Consider the following 17,325-nt stretch of genomic DNA (forward strand, 5'->3'; position numbering starts at 1 on the left):
TGCCAGCACTTAATAGGGAAGATTTGGGCGGTTTTCAGTGCAAATGCGTATACGCGGTGCACGCCGGGCGCCATGCTATGGCACGCCGCACCAGGGACCGTAGCCGCCCATCCGCAAAATCCCGGGGGCGGGAAACCCCCAATGCACTATGTCAGTGCGCGGGCTACATTGGACGACTTGCTGACGAGCCTTGCTGCTCGCAACGCGAGGAGCCGAGGAGACACGAGAGAGCCATTAGAAGTACACACAGGCAACAAGGCATTCCACAAGATGCCCTGCTGCAAAAAGCGCTGGTAACCCCAGCGCTTTTTTTATGCCTGTCGTTTTCCGGGGTGCCCGGCAGCCGGGAGTTCAGTCGGGATTGATGCCGGCCGCAGCCATGGGCGGGACCAGCTTGCTGAGCGCTTCGGCGATGGCCGCTGCCTTGGCCTTGGCGGCCGCCGCTGCGGCGGCGGTGGTGGGCCCGGAGGTCGGGGCTGAAAGCAGGCTGGCCATCTCGGCCGCCTGGCGCGGCTTGCCGACGGGAGCGGCGGCCAGGCCTTTTTGCACCGCCACCATGTCTTCTTCGCTGGGGTACTGGCCCAGCAGCACGTAGTCAAATACCCGGCGCGCGATGGGCGCTGCCACGCCGGCGCCCCAGCCGGCGTTTTCCACGATCACGGCTAGCGCGATCTTCGGGTCCTCGGCCGGCGCGAAGGCCATGTACACCGCGTGGTCGCGCTGGTGCTCTTCCATCTTGGCGCTGTTGTACTTGTCTTTCTGGCCTATGGTCACGGCCTGGGCGGTGCCGGTCTTGCCGCCCGAGAGGTAACCCGCGCCGGCAAACACCCGCGCCGAGGTGCCCTCCTGCGTGACGCCGACCAGCGCCTTGCGCACGATGGCCACGTTCTCCGGCTTGTAGCCCAGGTCCTCGGGCGGGCTGGCCTGCAGCGGGTGCATCACCCGCGTGACCGGGTCCTGCGTGCCGATGACCAGGCGCGGCTTGTGCTTGACGCCGCCGTTGGCCAGCGCCGCCGTGGCCTGCGCCAGCTGCAGCATGGTGAAGGTGTTGTAGCCCTGGCCTATGCCCAGGGAAATCGTTTCACCGGGATACCACCTTTGCTGCTCGGGCCGCTTGTAGGCCTTGCGCTTCCATTCCTGGCTGGGCAGCACGCCGCGCACCTCGCCGTTGATGTCGATACCCGTGATCTGGCCGAAACCCAGCGGCTTCATGAAGTCGTGCATGGCGTCCACGCCGAGCTCATTGGCCAGCGAGTAGTAATACACATTGCTGGACTTGACGATGGACCGGTACATGTCGACCGCGCCCAACGCGATGTCGCCGTGGCTGCGGAAGGTGTGGCCGCCGAAAGTCCAGGAGGCGTTGTCGTTGACGATGAAGGTCGGCGAGCGCTTGCCGGTCTGCAGCGCGGCCATGGCCATGAAAGGTTTGTAGGTCGAGCCCGGCGGGTAGGTGCCGCGCAGCGCGCGGTTGAGCAGCGGCTTGTCGATGGACTCGTTGAGCGCCTGCCAGCTCTCGGTGTCTATGCCGTCGACGAAGAGGTTGGGATCGAAGGTCGGCTTGCTCACAAAAGCCAGGACGTCGCCGGTTTTCGGGTCCAGCGCCACCAGCGCGCCGCGCCGGTCGCCGAACATGTCTTCCACCAGCTTCTGCAGGCGGATATCGAGCGACAGCATCACCGTGTTGCCTGGCGTGGCCGGGTTGCTGGCCAGCTTGCGCACCGCGCGCCCGCCGGCCGAGGTCTCCACCTGTTCGACGCCGGTGGTGCCGTGCAGCTGCTGCTCGAAGCTTTGCTCGACACCGAGCTTGCCGATGTAGTCGGTGCCGCGGTAGTTGCCCTCGTCGTCGCTGCCCTCGATGTTTTCCTTCTCGGCCTGATTGATGCGGCCTATGTAGCCGACCACATGGCTGCCGAGTTCGCCGTAGGGATAGCTGCGGAACAGCCTGGCCTTGATGTCGACGCCAGGAAAGCGAAAGCGCTGCGCCGCGAAACGCGCCACTTCCTCGTCCGTCAGCCGGGTGCGTATGGGCAGTGACTCGAAATTCTTGGACTCCTCGCGCAGGCGCTTGAAGCGCCGCTTGTCGCGCAGCTGGATATCGACCACCTTTTCCAGCGCGGCAATGGTTTCCTCGAGGTTCGCGACCTTGGACGGCGTGATCTCCAGCGTGTAGGCCGAATAGTTGGTCGCCAGCACGATGCCGTTGCGGTCCAGGATCAGGCCGCGATTCGGCACGATGGGCACGATGGCCGTGCGGTTGCTCTCGGCCTGTTCGTTCAGGTCGGCATGGCGGTACACCTGCAGGTACACCAGCCGCGCCGCCAGCAAGGCAAACGCGCACAACACCACCAGGCTGGCCACCAGCACCCGCGCGCGAAAGCGCGACAGGTCGGCTTCAACGTTGCGCAACTCAGTCATGGTGGTCCGACTCTACAACCGCCACAAAGTGCCCGCAAGACGCGCGGTTACCCCCGGAAAAGCAAAGGCGATGCGAAGCGAGCCGCCCAGGCCAACAGGGGCCGCGGGACTGGCTTTGCCAGACCGCAGGCGCAGCGGCCCCCTCGGGGGGCAGCGCATTACACGAAGTGAAAAGCGTGGGGGCCCACATCTACAGCGGTCTGTTCTGATCAGGGTCAGGCGCTCGCCGCTGCGGCACCAGCAGCAGCACGCTCACGACGGGCCACAGCAGCGCCTCGATCAAGGGCGCCAGCAGCATGACCCATCCGGGGAAAATTCCGCCGCCTATCATGCGGATCACGAGCTCCACGCCGTGTGCCATGGCGAACAGCGGCAGCACCTGCAGGGCTTGCGAAGGCACGGTGAACCAGAGCAGCCGGCGGTGGATCATGGTGGCGAAAAAGCTCAGTGCCGTATACGACAGCGCGTGCTGGCCCAGCAGCGAGGACTGGTGCACATCCATGCCCAGGCCGAACATGAAGGCCACGCCTATGCCCACGCGCAGCGGCTGGTGCACGTTCCAGAACACCAGCACCAGCGCCAGGAAGTCGGGCATCCAGGGCACGCGGCCCAGGGGCAGCATGTCCAGCAGCAGCGCCGCGATCAGGCTGCACCAGATGAACACCGGGTTGGCGGGCAGCAGCAGCTGCTGGCCGGAGCGCATGATCATTTAGCGGCCCCTTTCTTCTTGGGCGCGGCTTCAGGCGCGTCGGGCTCGGGCCGCGGCGGGATCAGGCCCGTGCCGGGCTTGACCACCATGACGTGCCGCGCGCCGGTCACCAGCGCTTGCGGCGTGCAGAAAATCTTGGCGAAAGCCGACTCGGCGCGCCGCTCGATGCGGCTGATCTTGGCCACCGGCAGGCCGGCCGGGTAGACGCCGTCCACGCCGCTGGTGGTCAGCAGGTCGCCCTGCTGCACGTCCGAGTTGCTGCCCATGAAACGCAACTCCAGGCCGCTGCCGGAGACGGTGGGGTCGCCATAGGCCACGCTGCGCGCGCCGGTGCGCACGTTGAGTACGGGAATGGCCAGGTCGCGGTCCACCAGCAGGGTGACTTCGCTGACCAGGGGGTGCACGCGCGTGACCTGCCCCAGCACGCCGGACTCGTCCAGCACCGGCGAGCCCAGGTCCACACCCTGCGCCATACCCTTGTCGATGATCACTTTTCGGGTGTAAGGGTCGGCCGCGTCATACAGCACCTCGGCGGCCATGACCGGTGTGTTGAGCTGCTCGCGCAGGCCCAGCAGCTTGCGCAAGCGGTTGTTTTCCTGGAGGAGCTGCTCTACCTGGCCGGCGCGAAGCGACTGAAGCGCCAGCTTCTTGCCGGCTTCGTCGCTGGCGGTTTTGGCCTGGTTCAGGGTGGTGAAGTACTCGCCGCTGCCGCGGACGGCGCGCACCGGCTGCAGCGCCAGCCATTGCACCGGGTACAGCGCGGTGGCCAGCACGGCGCGCACCGGCTGGGTGATGCGAAAACGGGTGTCAGCGACCATCAGGAACAACGACAAGGCGCTGAAGAACATCAGCTTGGACAGCGCCGACGGCCCCTGCTTGAAAAAGGGCGGCGGGGATCTGTCAAGGGTTCCTAAGGGCATGGTTCGCTGTCAAGCTGGCCCCGCTCCATGCCGGCGCGCGGCATGAGATACGGCGTTGCGCTTATTCCGAAGTGAAGATGGAACCCAGGCGATCCATGCGCTCCAGCGCGATCCCGCAACCGCGCACGACGCAGGTCAGCGGGTCTTCGGCCACCAGCACAGGCAGGCCGGTTTCCTCGGCCAGCAGGCGGTCCAGGTCGCGCAGCAAGGCGCCGCCGCCGGTCAGCATCATGCCGCGCTCGGCGATGTCCGCGCCCAGTTCGGGAGGGGTCTGCTCCAGCGCGTTCTTCACGGCGCTGACGATGTTGTTAAGCGGGTCGGTCAGGGCTTCGAGGATTTCGTTGCTGGAGATCGTGAAGCTGCGCGGCACGCCTTCGGAGAGGTTGCGGCCCTTGACTTCCATTTCCTTGACTTCGGAGCCGGGGAAGGCCGAGCCGATGCTTTTCTTGATGGCCTCGGCCGTCGGCTCGCCGATCAGCATGCCGTAGTTGCGGCGGATGTAGTTGATGATGGCTTCGTCGAAGCGGTCACCGCCGACGCGCACGCTGCCCTTGTAGACCATGCCGCCCAGCGAGATCACGCCGACTTCGGTGGTGCCGCCGCCGATGTCGACGACCATGGAGCCGCTGGCTTCCGACACCGGCAGGCCGGCGCCGATGGCCGCGGCCATGGGTTCTTCAATCAGGTAGACGTCGCTGGCGCCGGCGCCCAAGGCGCTTTCGCGAATCGCGCGGCGCTCGACCTGGGTGGAGCCGCAGGGCACGCAGATGATGATGCGCGGGCTGGGCTTGAGCAGGCTGCGCGGGTGCACCATCTTGATGAACTGCTTGAGCATCTGCTCGGTCACGGTGAAGTCGGCGATCACGCCGTCCTTCATCGGCCGGATGGCTTCGATGTTGCCGGGCACCTTGCCGAGCATGGCCTTGGCTTCATGGCCGACAGCCTGGATGGTCTTCTTGCCTTGGGGGCCGCCTTCGTGGCGGATGGCGACGACGGAGGGCTCATCGAGCACAATGCCTCGGTCGCGTACGAAAATCAGGGTGTTGGCGGTGCCAAGGTCAATGGCCAGGTCGGTGGAAAAATACCGACGGAATGCTTCAAACATATGCAGGGGTCCAGTTGGGGCATGAGCGAACTTCGTTGCTCCATCGCCTTTTTATTGATCAGCAATTATGGGGAAGTTGGGCCAGAGGCGCTCTGAAATCTGCTTCTGGCACCTAAAAAGCACCTAAAGCCCGCATCCAACCCTGATTTCACACCAAAGGCGGGATAATAACGCATCCCCTATAGATCAATAGCTTTAGCAAGCCCGTTTTTTGAGCTTTACACCTCGTTTCAGCCCCTGTTTTCTGGTTTATTTTCTCCCGTATTTCCTTCATCTCTACCCCATGGCATTGACACCCCAAGACATCGCCCGCGTCGCCAACCTGGCGCGGCTGGAATTGCGTCCCGACGAAACCGAGCACACCCTGGCCCAACTCAACGGCTTTTTCGCCCTGGTTGAGCAGATGAACGCCATCAATACCGACGGGGTGGAGCCATTGGCCCATCCAGCCGCCGTGATCGGCGAAGTCGCCCTGCGCCTGCGCGAGGACATCGCCAGCGAACCCAACCAGCGCGAGGCCAGCCAGGTGAGCGCGCCCGCCGTGGAAATGGGCCTGTTCCTCGTGCCCAAGGTGATCGAATGAGCAGCCCCCTGAAAAACACCGCCCTGCACGACCTGAGCGTCGCGCAGCTGGCCGCGAAACTGGCCGCGCGCGAAGTCTCCAGCGTTGAAGCCACGCAGCACTTCCTGGCTCGCGTCCAGCACGAAAACCTGGGCGCCTTCCTGGCCACCGACGCGGACGTCTCGCTGGCGCAGGCCAGGGCCGCCGATGCGCGCCTGGCCGCCGGCGAACGCACGCCGCTGCTGGGCGTGCCGCTGGCGCACAAGGACGTGTTCGTCACGCGCGATTTCCCGACGACGGCCGGCTCGAAAATCCTGGAAAACTACCGCAGCCCGTTTGACGCCACGGTGGTGGGCAAGCTGGGGCCGCAGGGCGCCGGCATGGTCACACTGGGCAAGCTCAACTGCGACGAATTCGCCATGGGTTCGGGCAATGACAACAGCGCCTACAAGCCGGTGAAAAACCCCTGGGACACGAGCCGCATTCCCGGCGGCTCCTCGGGCGGCTCGGCCGCCGCTGTCGCCGCGCGCCTGGTGCCCACCGCCACCGGCACCGACACCGGCGGCTCGATACGCCAGCCGGCCTCGTTGACCGGCATCACCGGCATCAAACCCACTTACGGCCGCTGCTCGCGCTACGGCATGGTGGCCTTCGCCTCCAGCCTGGACCAGGCCGGCCCGATGGCGCGCAGCGCGCTTGATTGCGCGCTGCTGCTGTCGGCCATGGCCGGGCCAGACCCGGACCGCGATTCGACCTCGCTGGACCTGCCCGCCGCCGACTACGCGGCGGACCTGCTCGCCGCGCGCCCCGCCGCCGCCGGCGACAAGCCGCTCAAGGGCCTGCGCATAGGCCTGCCCACGCAGTTCTTCGGCGCCGGCTGCGCACCCGACGTGCTGGCCGCCGTGCGCGGCGCGCTGGCCGAGTATGAAAAGCTGGGCGCCACGCTGGTGGACGTGAGCCTGCCGCTGACCGAGCTGTCGATCCCGGTGTACTACGTCATCGCGCCGGCCGAGGCCAGCAGCAACCTGAGCCGCTTTGACGGCGTGCGCTACGGACACCGCGCAGCGCACTACACCAACCTCGACGACATGTACAAAAAGTCGCGCAGCGAAGGCTTCGGCGACGAGGCCACGCGCCGCATCATGATCGGCACCTATGTGCTGTCGCACGGCTACTACGACGCCTACTACCTCAAGGCGCAGAAAATTCGCCGCCTGATCGCGCAGGATTTCCAGACCGCCTTCACGCAGTGCGACATCATCGCCGGCCCGGTGTCCCCCACCGTCGCCTGGAAGATCGGTGAAAAATCCGACGACCCGGTGGCCAACTACCTGGCCGACATCTACACCCTGTCGTCCAGCCTCGCCGGCCTGCCCGGCATGAGCGTGCCGGCGGGATTCGGCGCCGGCGGCATGCCCGTGGGCCTGCAGTTGATCGGCAACTACTTCAAGGAAGCGCAGCTGCTGGGCGCGGCCCACCAGTTCCAGCTCGCGACCGACTGGCACCTGCGCCAGCCCCCAAGCCTTTAAGTGATTTGACATGAGCCAGACCCAACCCACCGTCAACCCCTTCGCCGAAATGCAGGCCGGCCGCCCCACCGGGCCGCTGGTGCAGGGCTACGAAGTCATCATCGGCTTTGAGACCCACACGCAGCTCACCACACAATCGAAAATCTTCAGCCGCGCCTCCACCGCCTTCGGCGCCGAGCCGAACACGCAGGCCTCCGCCGTGGACTTCGCCCTGCCCGGCGCGCTGCCGGTGATGAACAAGGGCGCGGTGCAGCGCGCCATCGAGTTCGGCCTGGCTGTCAACGCGCACATCGCCGAACACAGCGTGTTCGCGCGCAAGAACTACTTCTACCCCGACCTGCCCAAGGGCTACCAGATCAGCCAGTTTGAAATCCCCGTGGTGCAAGGCGGTGTCGTCGAGTTTTTCCTCGACGGCGAAAAACGCTCGGTGCGCCTGGTGCGCGCCCACCTCGAGGAAGACGCCGGCAAGTCGCTGCACGAGGACTTCATCGGCATGAGCGGCATAGACCTGAACCGCGCCGGCACGCCGCTGCTGGAGATCGTGACCGAGCCCGACATGCGCTCCACGGCCGAGGCCGTGGCCTATGCCAAAGAACTGCACAAGATCGTCACCTGGATCGGTATTTGCGACGGCAACATGCAGGAAGGCAGCTTCCGCTGCGACGCCAACGTCTCGGTGCGCAAGCCGGGCGAGCCACTGGGCACGCGCCGCGAAATCAAGAACCTGAACAGCTTTCGCTTCATGCAGCAGGCCATCGACTACGAGGTACGCTGGCAGATCGCGCAGTTGGAGGACGGCCACGCCATCCAGCAGGCCACCGTGCTGTTCGACCCGGATACCGGCGAAACGCGCAGCATGCGCACCAAGGAAGACGCGGCCGACTACCGCTATTTCCCCGACCCCGATTTGCCGCCGCTGGTGATCGCGCGCGACTGGGTGGAAAAAACACGTTCGGAAATGTCCGAGCTGCCGCGCGTGATGGCGGCGCGTTTCGTCAAGGACTACGGGCTGTCCGAATACGACGCCGGCCAGCTCACGCAAAGCAAGGCGACCGCCGCATTTTTTGAAGCCGTGGCCGAGGCCAGCCAGCAAGCCAAGCTGGCCAGCAACTGGGTCATGGGCGAGCTGTCGCGGCGCCTGAACATCGAGGAAAAATCGATCGAGGCGTCGACCGTCAGCGCTGGTCAGTTGGCCGCACTGATAGGCCGCATCGCCGACGGCACGATCTCCAACAACGCTGCGAAGCAGGTGTTCGACGCACTGTGGACGGGCGAAGGCACGGACGTAGACGCCGTCATCGAGGCCAAGGGCCTCAAGCAGATGAGCGACACCGGCGAGCTTGAGAAGATCATCGACGACGTGCTGGCCGCCAACGCCAAAAACGTCGAAGAGGTGCGCGGCGGCAATACCAAGGCCATGAACGCGCTGGTCGGCCAGGCCATGAAAGCCACCAAGGGCAAGGCCAACCCGGCGCAGGTCAACGAGTTGCTGAAGAAAAAACTGGGCTGATGGTTTGAGATAAAGCCGGGCGGCCCGCCCGGCCGCTCAGTTTTTGGCTGTGGGCGCCGAGCCCGTAGGGGCTTCTCTCATGGCCCACACCTGCTTGAGCTTGACCAGTTCTTCGTCAAAGCGCTGGTTCACGCGCTTTTTTTCCTGTTCCTGGTCCTGAATGAATTTTTTCTGGACAGCCGAGCTGTGGTCGTTTTCCTCGAGCTTGCGCTTGAGCGAAGGCGGGGCCTTGCCGGGGTCTTTTGCGTAGAACTCGAATTCGGCCTGGATGGCTTTGCGCTGCTCGGCCAGTTCCGCCGTCCGCTTGTTGGAAGCCTTGATGACTTCGTCGACCTGGGCCAGCGCGGTGACGCGCTCCTGGTCGTGCACGGCACGAGTGGGGTAACGCAGCAGCAGGGCGCGGTCCCGGCGCTTGTCCTCGGCCTCGCGGGCCCGCGCTTCGGCGGCGAGCTTGTCCTTTTCTTCCTGCACCGCGCGTTCCTGCGCGGTCAGCGAAGGGCCCACCACGCGCCTGACCGTACCTGAGCGGTTCAGTTCCTGCTGGGTGCGGTCCGTGCACTCGGCGATGGGACGGTCGGCCGTGAGCTTGCGTCCTTTGCCGTCGACACAGGTGTAGATGTTCTGGGCCGCGGCATGGTTCGCCGCGAACGCGGCCGACATCGCAATGACCGTAAGTGCTGTTCGCAAGAGCAAATCGACTCCTTAACCCACGCCGTAGCGGTCCCGATAGGCCAGCACGGCTTGGTAGTGCGTTTTCAGCGACATCGCATCGGCCCCGTTGGCCCCCGGCGTGTCGCCTTGTGTGGAGAGATATTGCAGCAAGTCGGTCAGCCGCGCAATCGCGCAAACCTGCAAGCCCAGATGTTTCGTAACATATTGCACGGCACTATGGCTCACATCCACGCCGTTTTCCGTGGCCTTCTCCTGGCGGTCCAGGGCCAGCGCCACCGCGTGGGGAACGGCGCCCGCGGCCTGGATGATGGCGATCGACTCGCGCGCCGCCGTGCCTGCGGACATCACGTCGTCAATGATGAGCACGCGGCCCTTGACGGGCGCGCCGACCAGCGTACCGCCTTCGCCGTGGTCCTTGGCTTCCTTGCGGTTGTAGGCGAACGGGTAGTTGCGCCCCAGCCGCGCGAGTTCGATGGCCACCGCCGCGGCCAGTGGAATGCCCTTGTAGGCCGGCCCGAAAATCATGTCGAAAGCCAGGCCCGTGCGCTTTTCCTCGGCCAGCAGGTGGCGCGCATAGAATTGCGCCAGCCGTCCCAGCTTGGCGCCGTCGTCGAACAGGCCGGCGTTGAAAAAATACGGGCTCATGCGCCCGGCCTTGGTCTTGAATTGCCCGAAGCGCAGCACCCCCGCCTCCACGGCGAACTGCACGAATTCCTGTGCCAGCGCGCCGTCCGCGGAAACTGCCCCGTCCCTGTTGTCCTGTTGTTGCCCTGCCGTGCTCATTGGAAGTCCCATGTTTAAATTGACCAGCCTCAACCTCAACGGTATCCGCTCCGCGGCCAGCAAAGGCCTGCAGGACTGGGTTTTGCAGTCCATGCCGGATTGTATTTGCGTGCAGGAGCTCAAGGCCCAGGCAGCCGACATGAGCGGGCGCTTCGAGGAAATCGCCGGCCTCAAGGGGCACTTTCATTTCGCCGAGAAAAAAGGCTACTCCGGCGTGGGCGTCTATACGCGCCATGAACCCAGCGACGTGATCGTGGGCTACGGCTCGACCGAATTCGACGCCGAAGGGCGCTACGTGGAGCTGCGCTTCGACCGGCCCGGGCGCAAGCAAAGCCCCAAGCTCTCCATCATCAGCTGCTACTTTCCCAGCGGCTCCTCGGGCGAGGAGCGCCAGGCCGCCAAGTTCCGCTTCCTGGCCGAGTTCTACCCGCGCCTGCTGGCCCTGAAGGAAACGCGCGACTTCGTGCTGTGCGGCGACGTCAACATCGCGCACCAGGAAATCGACCTCAAAAATTTCAAGGGCAACCGGAAGAACAGCGGCTTCCTGCCCGAAGAGCGGGCCTGGATGACCGAATTGCTGCGCGACGCGGAACTCGCCAATGAAGCGGCCGATGAGCTGACGGAACGCACCGGACCCTCGGTCAGAGGCGGCGGCATGGTCGACGTCTACCGCAAGCTGCAGCCCACGGCGACCGACGCGGCCTACACCTGGTGGAGCAACCGCGGCCAGGCCTACGCAAAGAACGTGGGCTGGCGCCTGGACTACCACCTGGCCACCCCGGCCTTCGCGGCACTGGCCCGCAGCGAACACATCTACAAAGACCAGCGCTTTTCCGACCACGCGCCCATGAGCGTGGACTACGAATTCAAGCTCTGACCCCCGTTCAGACTCACTGCGTGTAGTCTGCTCCCCCCTTCTAGGGGGCGGCGCCTGCGGTCTGGCAAAGCCAGTCCCGCGGCCCCTGCTGGTGGAAAGCCTCCGTCGCTAGTCCCACCCACAGAATTCTTCAAGCCAGCATGAGCCGTGGAACCGGCTTTGCCGGGCCACAGGCGGGCGGCCCCCTCGGGGGGCAGGAAGCGACACGAAGTGCGCGACCGTGGGGGCCACATCCAGCGTGGGGGCTTTATCTCTGTGCCCAGATCCGCTGGATCTGCGTGGACAACTCCATCGGGTCGAAGGGCTTGGGAATCACTTCCAGCGCGCCCAGCCCCTTGTACACCGCCACCTCGGCGGCCTGCACCTTGGCGGTCATGAAGATCACCGGGGTGTCGGCGGTGGCCGGCAGCTGGCGCAGGCCCTTGAGCGTTGTCGGCCCGTCCATGCCGGGCATCATGACGTCCAGCAGCAGCAGGTCGGCGCCGGCGCCCGGCGCGGCGTCCAGCGCTTCCTGGCCGGAGGCGCAGGCAATCACGGTGAAGCCGCCCACGGCTTGCAGCGCCATCTGCGCCACCATGCGGATATCGGGCTCGTCTTCAACATAGAGGATGCGGTTCAGTGGTGTGGTCATGATGGTTCAGTTCAAGGTTTGGGAACGGACGGGGCCCGGGTCGCCGGGAATCTGCAGGACTCGCTGGATTGTATTGAGCAGTTCGGTGTTTGAGGTATGGGCCTTGACCAGGACCGCGTCGGCCTGCCTGCCGTCCGCCGGGTCCACGTCGCCGGCCGAGAACACGATCACCGGCGGGCGCGGGTCCAGCGCGTCGATGTCCTCGAACAGGTCCCAGCCCGAATGGCTGCCCAGCGCCAGGTCCAGCAGCACCAGGTCAAAGGGGTGCTCGCGCAGGCGGTCGCGGGCTTCGTCCAGCGTGGCAGCGAATTCAAAGCTTGCGAAGTCCTGGGCGATGGCGGCGGTGATGCGCTGGATGTCCAGGTCGTCCTCCACATGCAGGATGCGCGGTTTGCCGGAGTCCAGGCTGGCGACGGCCCGGCGCAGGCTGTGCACCAGCAGGTTTTCGTCGATGGGTTTCTTGAGCCAGTCAGACACCGTGTGCGGCTTGCGGTTGAACTGCAGCTGGCCCTGCTCGGCCATGGCCGAGATCACCACGACGGGCAGGTTGCGCGTCCCCTCGTCCTCGCGCAGCTGGCCGATGAAGGACACGCCGTTCTGGCCGGGGAGCTTGAGGTCCACCGTCACCGCATCGTAGGTATTGGAGGCCAGGCAGGCCAGCGCCTGCTCGGCGCTGAAGGTCATGTCGGAATCAAAGCCGGCCTTGCCCAGCATCATGCTGATCAGCTTGGCCACGTCGGGGTCGCCTTCGCAGATCAGGATGCGCGGGCGCGAGGAAATCGCGGGCGGCCTCAGCGGCTTGAGCAGCGGCACCGGGTTGGTCCATTCGGGCATTTCAAAAAAGAAGGTCGTGCCCGCGCCGAGCTTGCTGGAGAAGCCGATGGTGCCGCCCATTTTTTCGACCAGGGCACGGGAAATATTCAAGCCCAGGCCGGTTCCGCCTTTCTGGCGGGTGTCGGACGAATCGGCCTGCGAGAACTTCTGGAAGATGCGGCTACTGAACTCCTCCGGAATGCCGGGGCCGACGTCGACCACCTCGGTCCGTACCTTTTGCCCGGTGCGCGAGAGCCTGACTTCCACCGGGCTGCCCTTGGGCGAAAACTTCACGGCGTTGGACAGCAGGTTGGTCAGCACCTGGGTCATGCGGTCGCTGTCGATGCGCACGTGCAGCGCCGTGTCGGGCGCCCGCATCACCAGGCTCACGCCGTGCTGACTGGCAAAGCCCTCATTGGAGACCAGCGCCTGCTGCACCAGCTGCTTGAGGTCCACCACCTGCAGGTCCAGGCGCAGCTTGCCGGATTCGATTTTTTCGCTGTCCAGGATGTCGTTGATCAGCCGGATCAGGCGCTCGCAGTTGTTTTGCGCAATGCCCACCAGGCTCTTGACGGCTTCGGGCAACTGGCCGGCCACGCCGCCCGAGATCAGGCCCAGAGAACCACGTATCGACGTCAGCGGCGTGCGCAGCTCGTGGCTGACGGTGGAGACGAACTCGGTCTTCATGCGGTCTATGCGCTTGAGTTCGGTGATGTCGGTGCCCAGCGAGAAAAAGCCGATCACCTTGTCCGCGCTGGTGCCTTCGCCGTAACGCGGGAAGTACTGCATCGCGTAGTGCCTGCGCTCGCCCTGGGGCGTGATCTGCGTCCGCTCATAACGCACCATATGCCCGCTCAGGACCTCATCCACCTTTTCCCGCACCGTCTCATAGACCTGCGGGCCCAGCACGTCGGCCAGCGGCTTCCCGTCGATCTGCTCGTAGCTCAGGCCGAAGTTGTCCTCATAGGCCCGGTTGTGGAAGCGAAAGCGCTGGTCGGTGTCCAGGTAGGCGATCAGGGCCGGCACGGTGTCGGTGACCTGGCGCAGTTGCGACTCGCTGGCTCGCAAGGCTTCGGTGGTGCGTTTGCTTTCGGTGATGTCATGCATCACGGCGGTGAACAGGCGCCTGCCGCCCACCTCCACGTCGCCGAAGGACACGCTGACCAGGAATTCGCTGCCGTCCCTGCGCAGGGCGCGCACCTCGCGCCCGGCGATCCGGAAGGCTTCAGGCCGCGCGCGCATCATGCCGGTGAATTCCTTGTACTGGCGGCGCAGGCGTTCCGGCACCAGTTCCGAAACATCGCGCCCCACCAGTTCGTCGCGCGCATAGCCAAAGAGTTGCAGGGCGGCGGCATTGGCCTCCAGGACGATGTCATCGGCGCTGGTGGTGATCACGGCCTCCACCATGCCTTCGGTGATGCTGCGGCTCATGGCCTCGCTGTCGCGCAACTGGGCTTCGCCGCGTTTTCGCACCTGCTCGTAATGCTTGACCACATAGCCCACCCAGCCCAGCATGGCAAAAAACAGCATGCTGCCGGCGATGATGAAGCCCTGCGCCCACTGGGCGCTGCGTTCGGCCACGGCCTGCGCGTCGCGCCACCTGTAGACCTCGCGGTTGCGCGCGTTTTCCAGCAGGCCGTTGGTGCGCAGCCGCAACTGCCGGCTGGCATCGCTGCCGAGAACGGCGGCCGCCGCTTCGGGGCCGGCCGCCTTGCGCGCCGCGATGGACTGGTTGGCGATCAGGGCACGCTGGTTGATCAATTCATCAAACTCCGCCGCCTCCTGCAGCACGTTGGCGCTGCGCGTGCGGGCCCTGATGGTGCGCAGCTCAACCCTGGCAGCCTGGAAGGCTTCCAGATCGTCGGCGTTGCCGCTCAGCAGGTACTGCCGCAGCGCCGATTCGGTCGACCGCAGGCTGGAATCCACGCGCTCCAGCATGACCAGCGTGTCTTCGGTGCGCACGCGGGACTGGGCTGTTTCAAGCAGGCGGCTGATGGTCAGGTAGGACGCCGCGCCCACCACCGTCATCAGCACCACGCCGGCCGCCACCGCGAGTTTGATCTTGGACAGGAAGGCGGCGGAGGCAGGCATGGGCAATCCGTTCGGGCGGTGTCAGCTTGCGCCGTGAAAGCGCTGCTGCAGTTCTTCGACGGCCTTGCCGAGCTCGGCACGGGCCTCGGGCGCCAGCGCCTGATCCTTGCCGACATGGGGTTCCAGGGCCAGCTCCAGCGCCTGCGCGGCCAGCCCGAGGTCCGCCCAGCCGAAAGTGGCCGCGGAACCCGCCAGGCTGTGCGCGTGGCGCTCCAGCGTCGGCAGGGCCTGGGCCAGGTCCTCGCCCCTCAGGATCTGCTGCCAGAGCAAGCCGACCTGTTCCAGGCGACGCGGCAGGGAACGGGTGTAATCGGCGCGCTGCTCCTCCAGGAATGCGAGCAGGGCCGGGTCGGTGCTCTTCATGGCTTGGGGATGGAGGGCACCCGCCCTGGACCCATGCCCCGCAGCGGCGGGGAAAAGGCAGTTAATCCTGGAGCATGGGGAGAGCTCATGCGGACCATCTTAAGGCGCAAGTATCAAAAAGCAGCGTAGGACAAGTACGAGTAGTCACCGCACGGCACGCTGATTCGGCATGCGCCACCAGATGGGAAATCCGCCTCCGCCTTGCCTGCTAGGTCTTATGGCTTTATTCGCAACGAAGGATGCGAAAAATCCGCTCGCACATGAGTACCTTCGACCTCATGCTTGAAGCATCCCGCCGCGTGTCAGGCGGCCGGGTCGGCGGCGCGTCCCAGTGCGGCGACCAGATCCGACTGGGTAATAATTCCGACCAGCCGTTCGCCCTCCCCGATGATGGGAATGTGGTGGTGGCCCGTGCTGCCGAACAGCGGCACCAGCTCCACCAGCCGGCGTTGCCGGCCGGCCACGCGCACATTGCGGGTCATGATCTGCCCCACGACCTCCGGCTTTTCCGAATACACGCTGCGCGTGCTGCGCACCAGCTGCCTGAGCTTGGCGTCAAAGCCGTCGTACAGGTCCAGGTCTGCGGCCCGCATGAAATCCGCGACCGTGATGATGCCCGCGATGCGAAAGCCGCGGTCGACCACCGGCAGCGCCTTGATGCGGCGCTCCCTCAGCAAGGCCCAGGCGTCCTCCAGCGGCGTGCCGAACTCCACCGTCACCACGTCGCGCGACATGATGTCTTCACAGCGCACCTCGGCCAGCTTTCGGTCGTAGGCGCGCAGCCGCGTTTCCGCCAGCAGGACCTTGAGGTCGTCGCGGCTCACGTCCAGCACCTGGTTGTAGCGTGCCAGCACCGCGTCCAGGTCGGCGTCGAGCTGCCGGTCTTCGGCCGAGGGCGCTGCGCCCGGTGGCGGCAGCTGCGTGTGCGGGTAGGCCCGGCGCGTCGCGTTGTTGTAAAGGATGCCCACGGCCACCAGCAGCACCGAGTTGAGCATCACAGGATAAAAAGCGAACACCGGGCTGGAAATGCCGCCCAGCACCATCATGAGCGCCGTGGCGCCACCAGGCGGGTGCAGGCAACGCAAAGCCAGCATCAGCGCGATGGCGGTGGCCACCGCCAGGGCCGCGGCCAGTTCGGGGGAACCCAGCAGGTGCACGCCGTGCACCCCGGCGATGCCGGCCAGTGCCGACAGCGTGTTGCCGCCCACCACCGGCCAGGGCTGCGCCATGGGGCTCGCCGGTACGGCAAAGACCAGCACCGCGCTGGCCCCCAGCGGCGCCACCAGCCAGGGCAGGCCGGGCACGACCCGGCCTGCCAGGTGGCACAACAAACCCGTCAGAAAAATTCCCAGCAGCGAGCCCGCCACCAGGCGCAGGCGTTCGCGCGTGTTGATGCGGGTGCGCGCGGGGCGAAAGGACCGCCACCACGCGCGCGAGAAGAATGCAGCGCGCTGCGTCAAACCGGTCACCAGGGGCGGCCTGCCAGCTTAGCCGCGGGCGCGTTGGTATAGGCCCTGGACCTTGGGCACGTTGGCTTGCAATTGCTGGATGCGCTCGGGGCCGGAAGGGTGAGTCGAAAGAAAGCTAGGGCCACCGGCACCGCCGCCGGCCTGTCCCATTTTTTCCCAGAGGCTGACGGACGCCTGCGGGTTGTAGCCGCCGCGCGCGGCCAGTTCCAGGCCCACCAGGTCGGCGTCGGTTTCGTCCTCACGGCTGAAGCGCAGCGTCAGCAGCTGCGTGCCTATGCTGGCGGCCAGGTCGCCCATCTGGCCCCAGCCCAGCAGTTGGGCGCCCAGCGACAGCAGGGTGCCGGTGCCCTGGCTTTTGGCGATGCGCGCGCGGGCGTGTTCGCGCAGCGCGTGGGCCATCTCATGGCCCATGATCATGGCCGCCTCGTCGTCGGTCAGCTTGAGCTGGTCGAGGATGCCGGTATAGAAGGCGATCTTGCCGCCCGGCATGCAGAACGCATTGATCTCCTTGCTGCCCAGCAGGTTGACTTCCCAGCGCCACTGCTTGGCGCGGTCGTTCCATTGGGCGGTCTGCGGCACCAGCTTTGCGGCAATGGTGCGCAGCCGTTGCAGTTGCGGGTGGCCTTGCGGCGCCAGTGAGCCCTTGGCGCGGGCCTCGGCAAGCAGCTTGCTGTATTCCTGGGTGGCGGCGGTTTCAATCTCGTCGGCGGGTACGAGGTTGCGCAGCTGGGATGAGGGCCCGACATCCACCTGCGCGCGCAGCGGCAGGGTGGCAGCCGTCGCCGCGGTGCCGGCGGCGGCCAGCAGGAATGCCCGGCGGCCGGGCCAGGCGGAATGTTTTGCGTCGCATAAAAAGCACATGGGTGAATAATA

The 17,325-nt window shown here is 65.7% G+C and carries 15 protein-coding genes; 4 read left to right on the forward strand and 11 right to left on the reverse strand.

The genetic code is table 11. The features are described 5' to 3' along the window. Window positions 1-351: 351 nt before the first annotated feature. The 4 genes from mrdA to AC1D1F_RS16635 form a co-directional block, all read right to left on the reverse strand. The gene (mrdA, locus tag AC1D1F_RS16620) at window positions 352-2,418 is read right to left on the reverse strand and encodes a penicillin-binding protein 2 (RefSeq protein WP_477696719.1); all 2,067 of its coding nucleotides are present in this window, start codon (window positions 2,416-2,418) and stop codon (window positions 352-354) included. A gap of 190 nt (window positions 2,419-2,608) precedes the next feature. Further along, the gene (gene mreD, locus AC1D1F_RS16625; protein WP_436155764.1) at window positions 2,609-3,127 is read right to left on the reverse strand and encodes a rod shape-determining protein MreD; all 519 of its coding nucleotides are present in this window, start codon (window positions 3,125-3,127) and stop codon (window positions 2,609-2,611) included. Continuing rightward, window positions 3,124-4,047, reverse strand: a complete 924-nt coding sequence (gene mreC, locus AC1D1F_RS16630; RefSeq protein ID WP_477654324.1) for a rod shape-determining protein MreC — start codon at window positions 4,045-4,047, stop codon at window positions 3,124-3,126. The genes mreD and mreC overlap by 4 nt, the downstream gene beginning before the upstream one ends. 61 nt (window positions 4,048-4,108) lie before the next feature. Continuing rightward, window positions 4,109-5,152, reverse strand: a complete 1,044-nt coding sequence (locus AC1D1F_RS16635) for a rod shape-determining protein (protein WP_007872262.1) — start codon at window positions 5,150-5,152, stop codon at window positions 4,109-4,111. 283 nt (window positions 5,153-5,435) lie between these two features. On the opposite strand from AC1D1F_RS16635, the gene gatC reads away from it, so the two are divergent. The 3 genes from gatC to gatB are packed head-to-tail and all read left to right on the forward strand — an operon-like array spanning window position 5,436 to window position 8,753. Next, window positions 5,436-5,735: an Asp-tRNA(Asn)/Glu-tRNA(Gln) amidotransferase subunit GatC gene (gene gatC / locus AC1D1F_RS16640; RefSeq protein ID WP_477674971.1), complete on the forward strand. Its 300-nt coding sequence runs from the start codon at window positions 5,436-5,438 to the stop codon at window positions 5,733-5,735. Continuing rightward, entirely contained in the window at window positions 5,732-7,243 is a 1,512-nt protein-coding gene (gene gatA, locus AC1D1F_RS16645) for an Asp-tRNA(Asn)/Glu-tRNA(Gln) amidotransferase subunit GatA (protein ID WP_477696718.1), read from the forward strand. The genes gatC and gatA overlap by 4 nt, the downstream gene beginning before the upstream one ends. 49 nt (window positions 7,244-7,292) lie before the next feature. Next, window positions 7,293-8,753, forward strand: coding sequence for an Asp-tRNA(Asn)/Glu-tRNA(Gln) amidotransferase subunit GatB (gene gatB, locus AC1D1F_RS16650; RefSeq protein ID WP_477696726.1), 1,461 nt, complete (start codon window positions 7,293-7,295; stop codon window positions 8,751-8,753). A gap of 36 nt (window positions 8,754-8,789) precedes the next feature. Here the strand turns inward: gatB and AC1D1F_RS16655 are convergent, their stop codons facing one another. Both AC1D1F_RS16655 and pyrE read right to left on the reverse strand, forming a co-directional pair. Beyond that, window positions 8,790-9,413 (reverse strand): DUF4124 domain-containing protein, encoded by a 624-nt coding sequence (locus AC1D1F_RS16655; protein WP_477675012.1) that lies wholly within the window; start codon window positions 9,411-9,413, stop codon window positions 8,790-8,792. Between the two features lie 42 nt (window positions 9,414-9,455). Then, entirely contained in the window at window positions 9,456-10,208 is a 753-nt protein-coding gene (gene pyrE, locus AC1D1F_RS16660) for an orotate phosphoribosyltransferase (RefSeq protein WP_477696717.1), read from the reverse strand. A 10-nt stretch (window positions 10,209-10,218) separates the two neighbouring features. Between pyrE and AC1D1F_RS16665 the strand changes: the two genes are divergently transcribed. Then, window positions 10,219-11,085, forward strand: coding sequence for an exodeoxyribonuclease III (locus tag AC1D1F_RS16665; RefSeq protein WP_477696716.1), 867 nt, complete (start codon window positions 10,219-10,221; stop codon window positions 11,083-11,085). 247 nt (window positions 11,086-11,332) lie between these two features. Here AC1D1F_RS16665 and AC1D1F_RS16670 read toward each other — a convergent pair whose 3' ends face one another. From AC1D1F_RS16670 to AC1D1F_RS16690, 5 genes are all read right to left on the reverse strand, one after another. After that, window positions 11,333-11,716, reverse strand: coding sequence for a response regulator (locus AC1D1F_RS16670; protein WP_477654330.1), 384 nt, complete (start codon window positions 11,714-11,716; stop codon window positions 11,333-11,335). 6 nt (window positions 11,717-11,722) lie between these two features. Continuing rightward, window positions 11,723-14,620 (reverse strand): PAS domain S-box protein, encoded by a 2,898-nt coding sequence (locus AC1D1F_RS16675; RefSeq protein ID WP_477696715.1) that lies wholly within the window; start codon window positions 14,618-14,620, stop codon window positions 11,723-11,725. Between the two features lie 21 nt (window positions 14,621-14,641). Further along, complete coding sequence (locus tag AC1D1F_RS16680) at window positions 14,642-14,983, reverse strand: Hpt domain-containing protein (protein ID WP_477696714.1); 342 nt, start codon at window positions 14,981-14,983, stop codon at window positions 14,642-14,644. Between the two features lie 302 nt (window positions 14,984-15,285). Beyond that, window positions 15,286-16,443: an HPP family protein gene (locus AC1D1F_RS16685; protein ID WP_477675013.1), complete on the reverse strand. Its 1,158-nt coding sequence runs from the start codon at window positions 16,441-16,443 to the stop codon at window positions 15,286-15,288. Window positions 16,444-16,470: 27 nt separating this feature from the next. Next, the gene (locus AC1D1F_RS16690) at window positions 16,471-17,313 is read right to left on the reverse strand and encodes a M48 family metallopeptidase (protein WP_477696713.1); all 843 of its coding nucleotides are present in this window, start codon (window positions 17,311-17,313) and stop codon (window positions 16,471-16,473) included. Between the last annotated feature and the right edge of the window lie 12 nt (window positions 17,314-17,325).

It is taken from the genome of Polaromonas sp. P1_H6 (assembly GCF_056405195.1).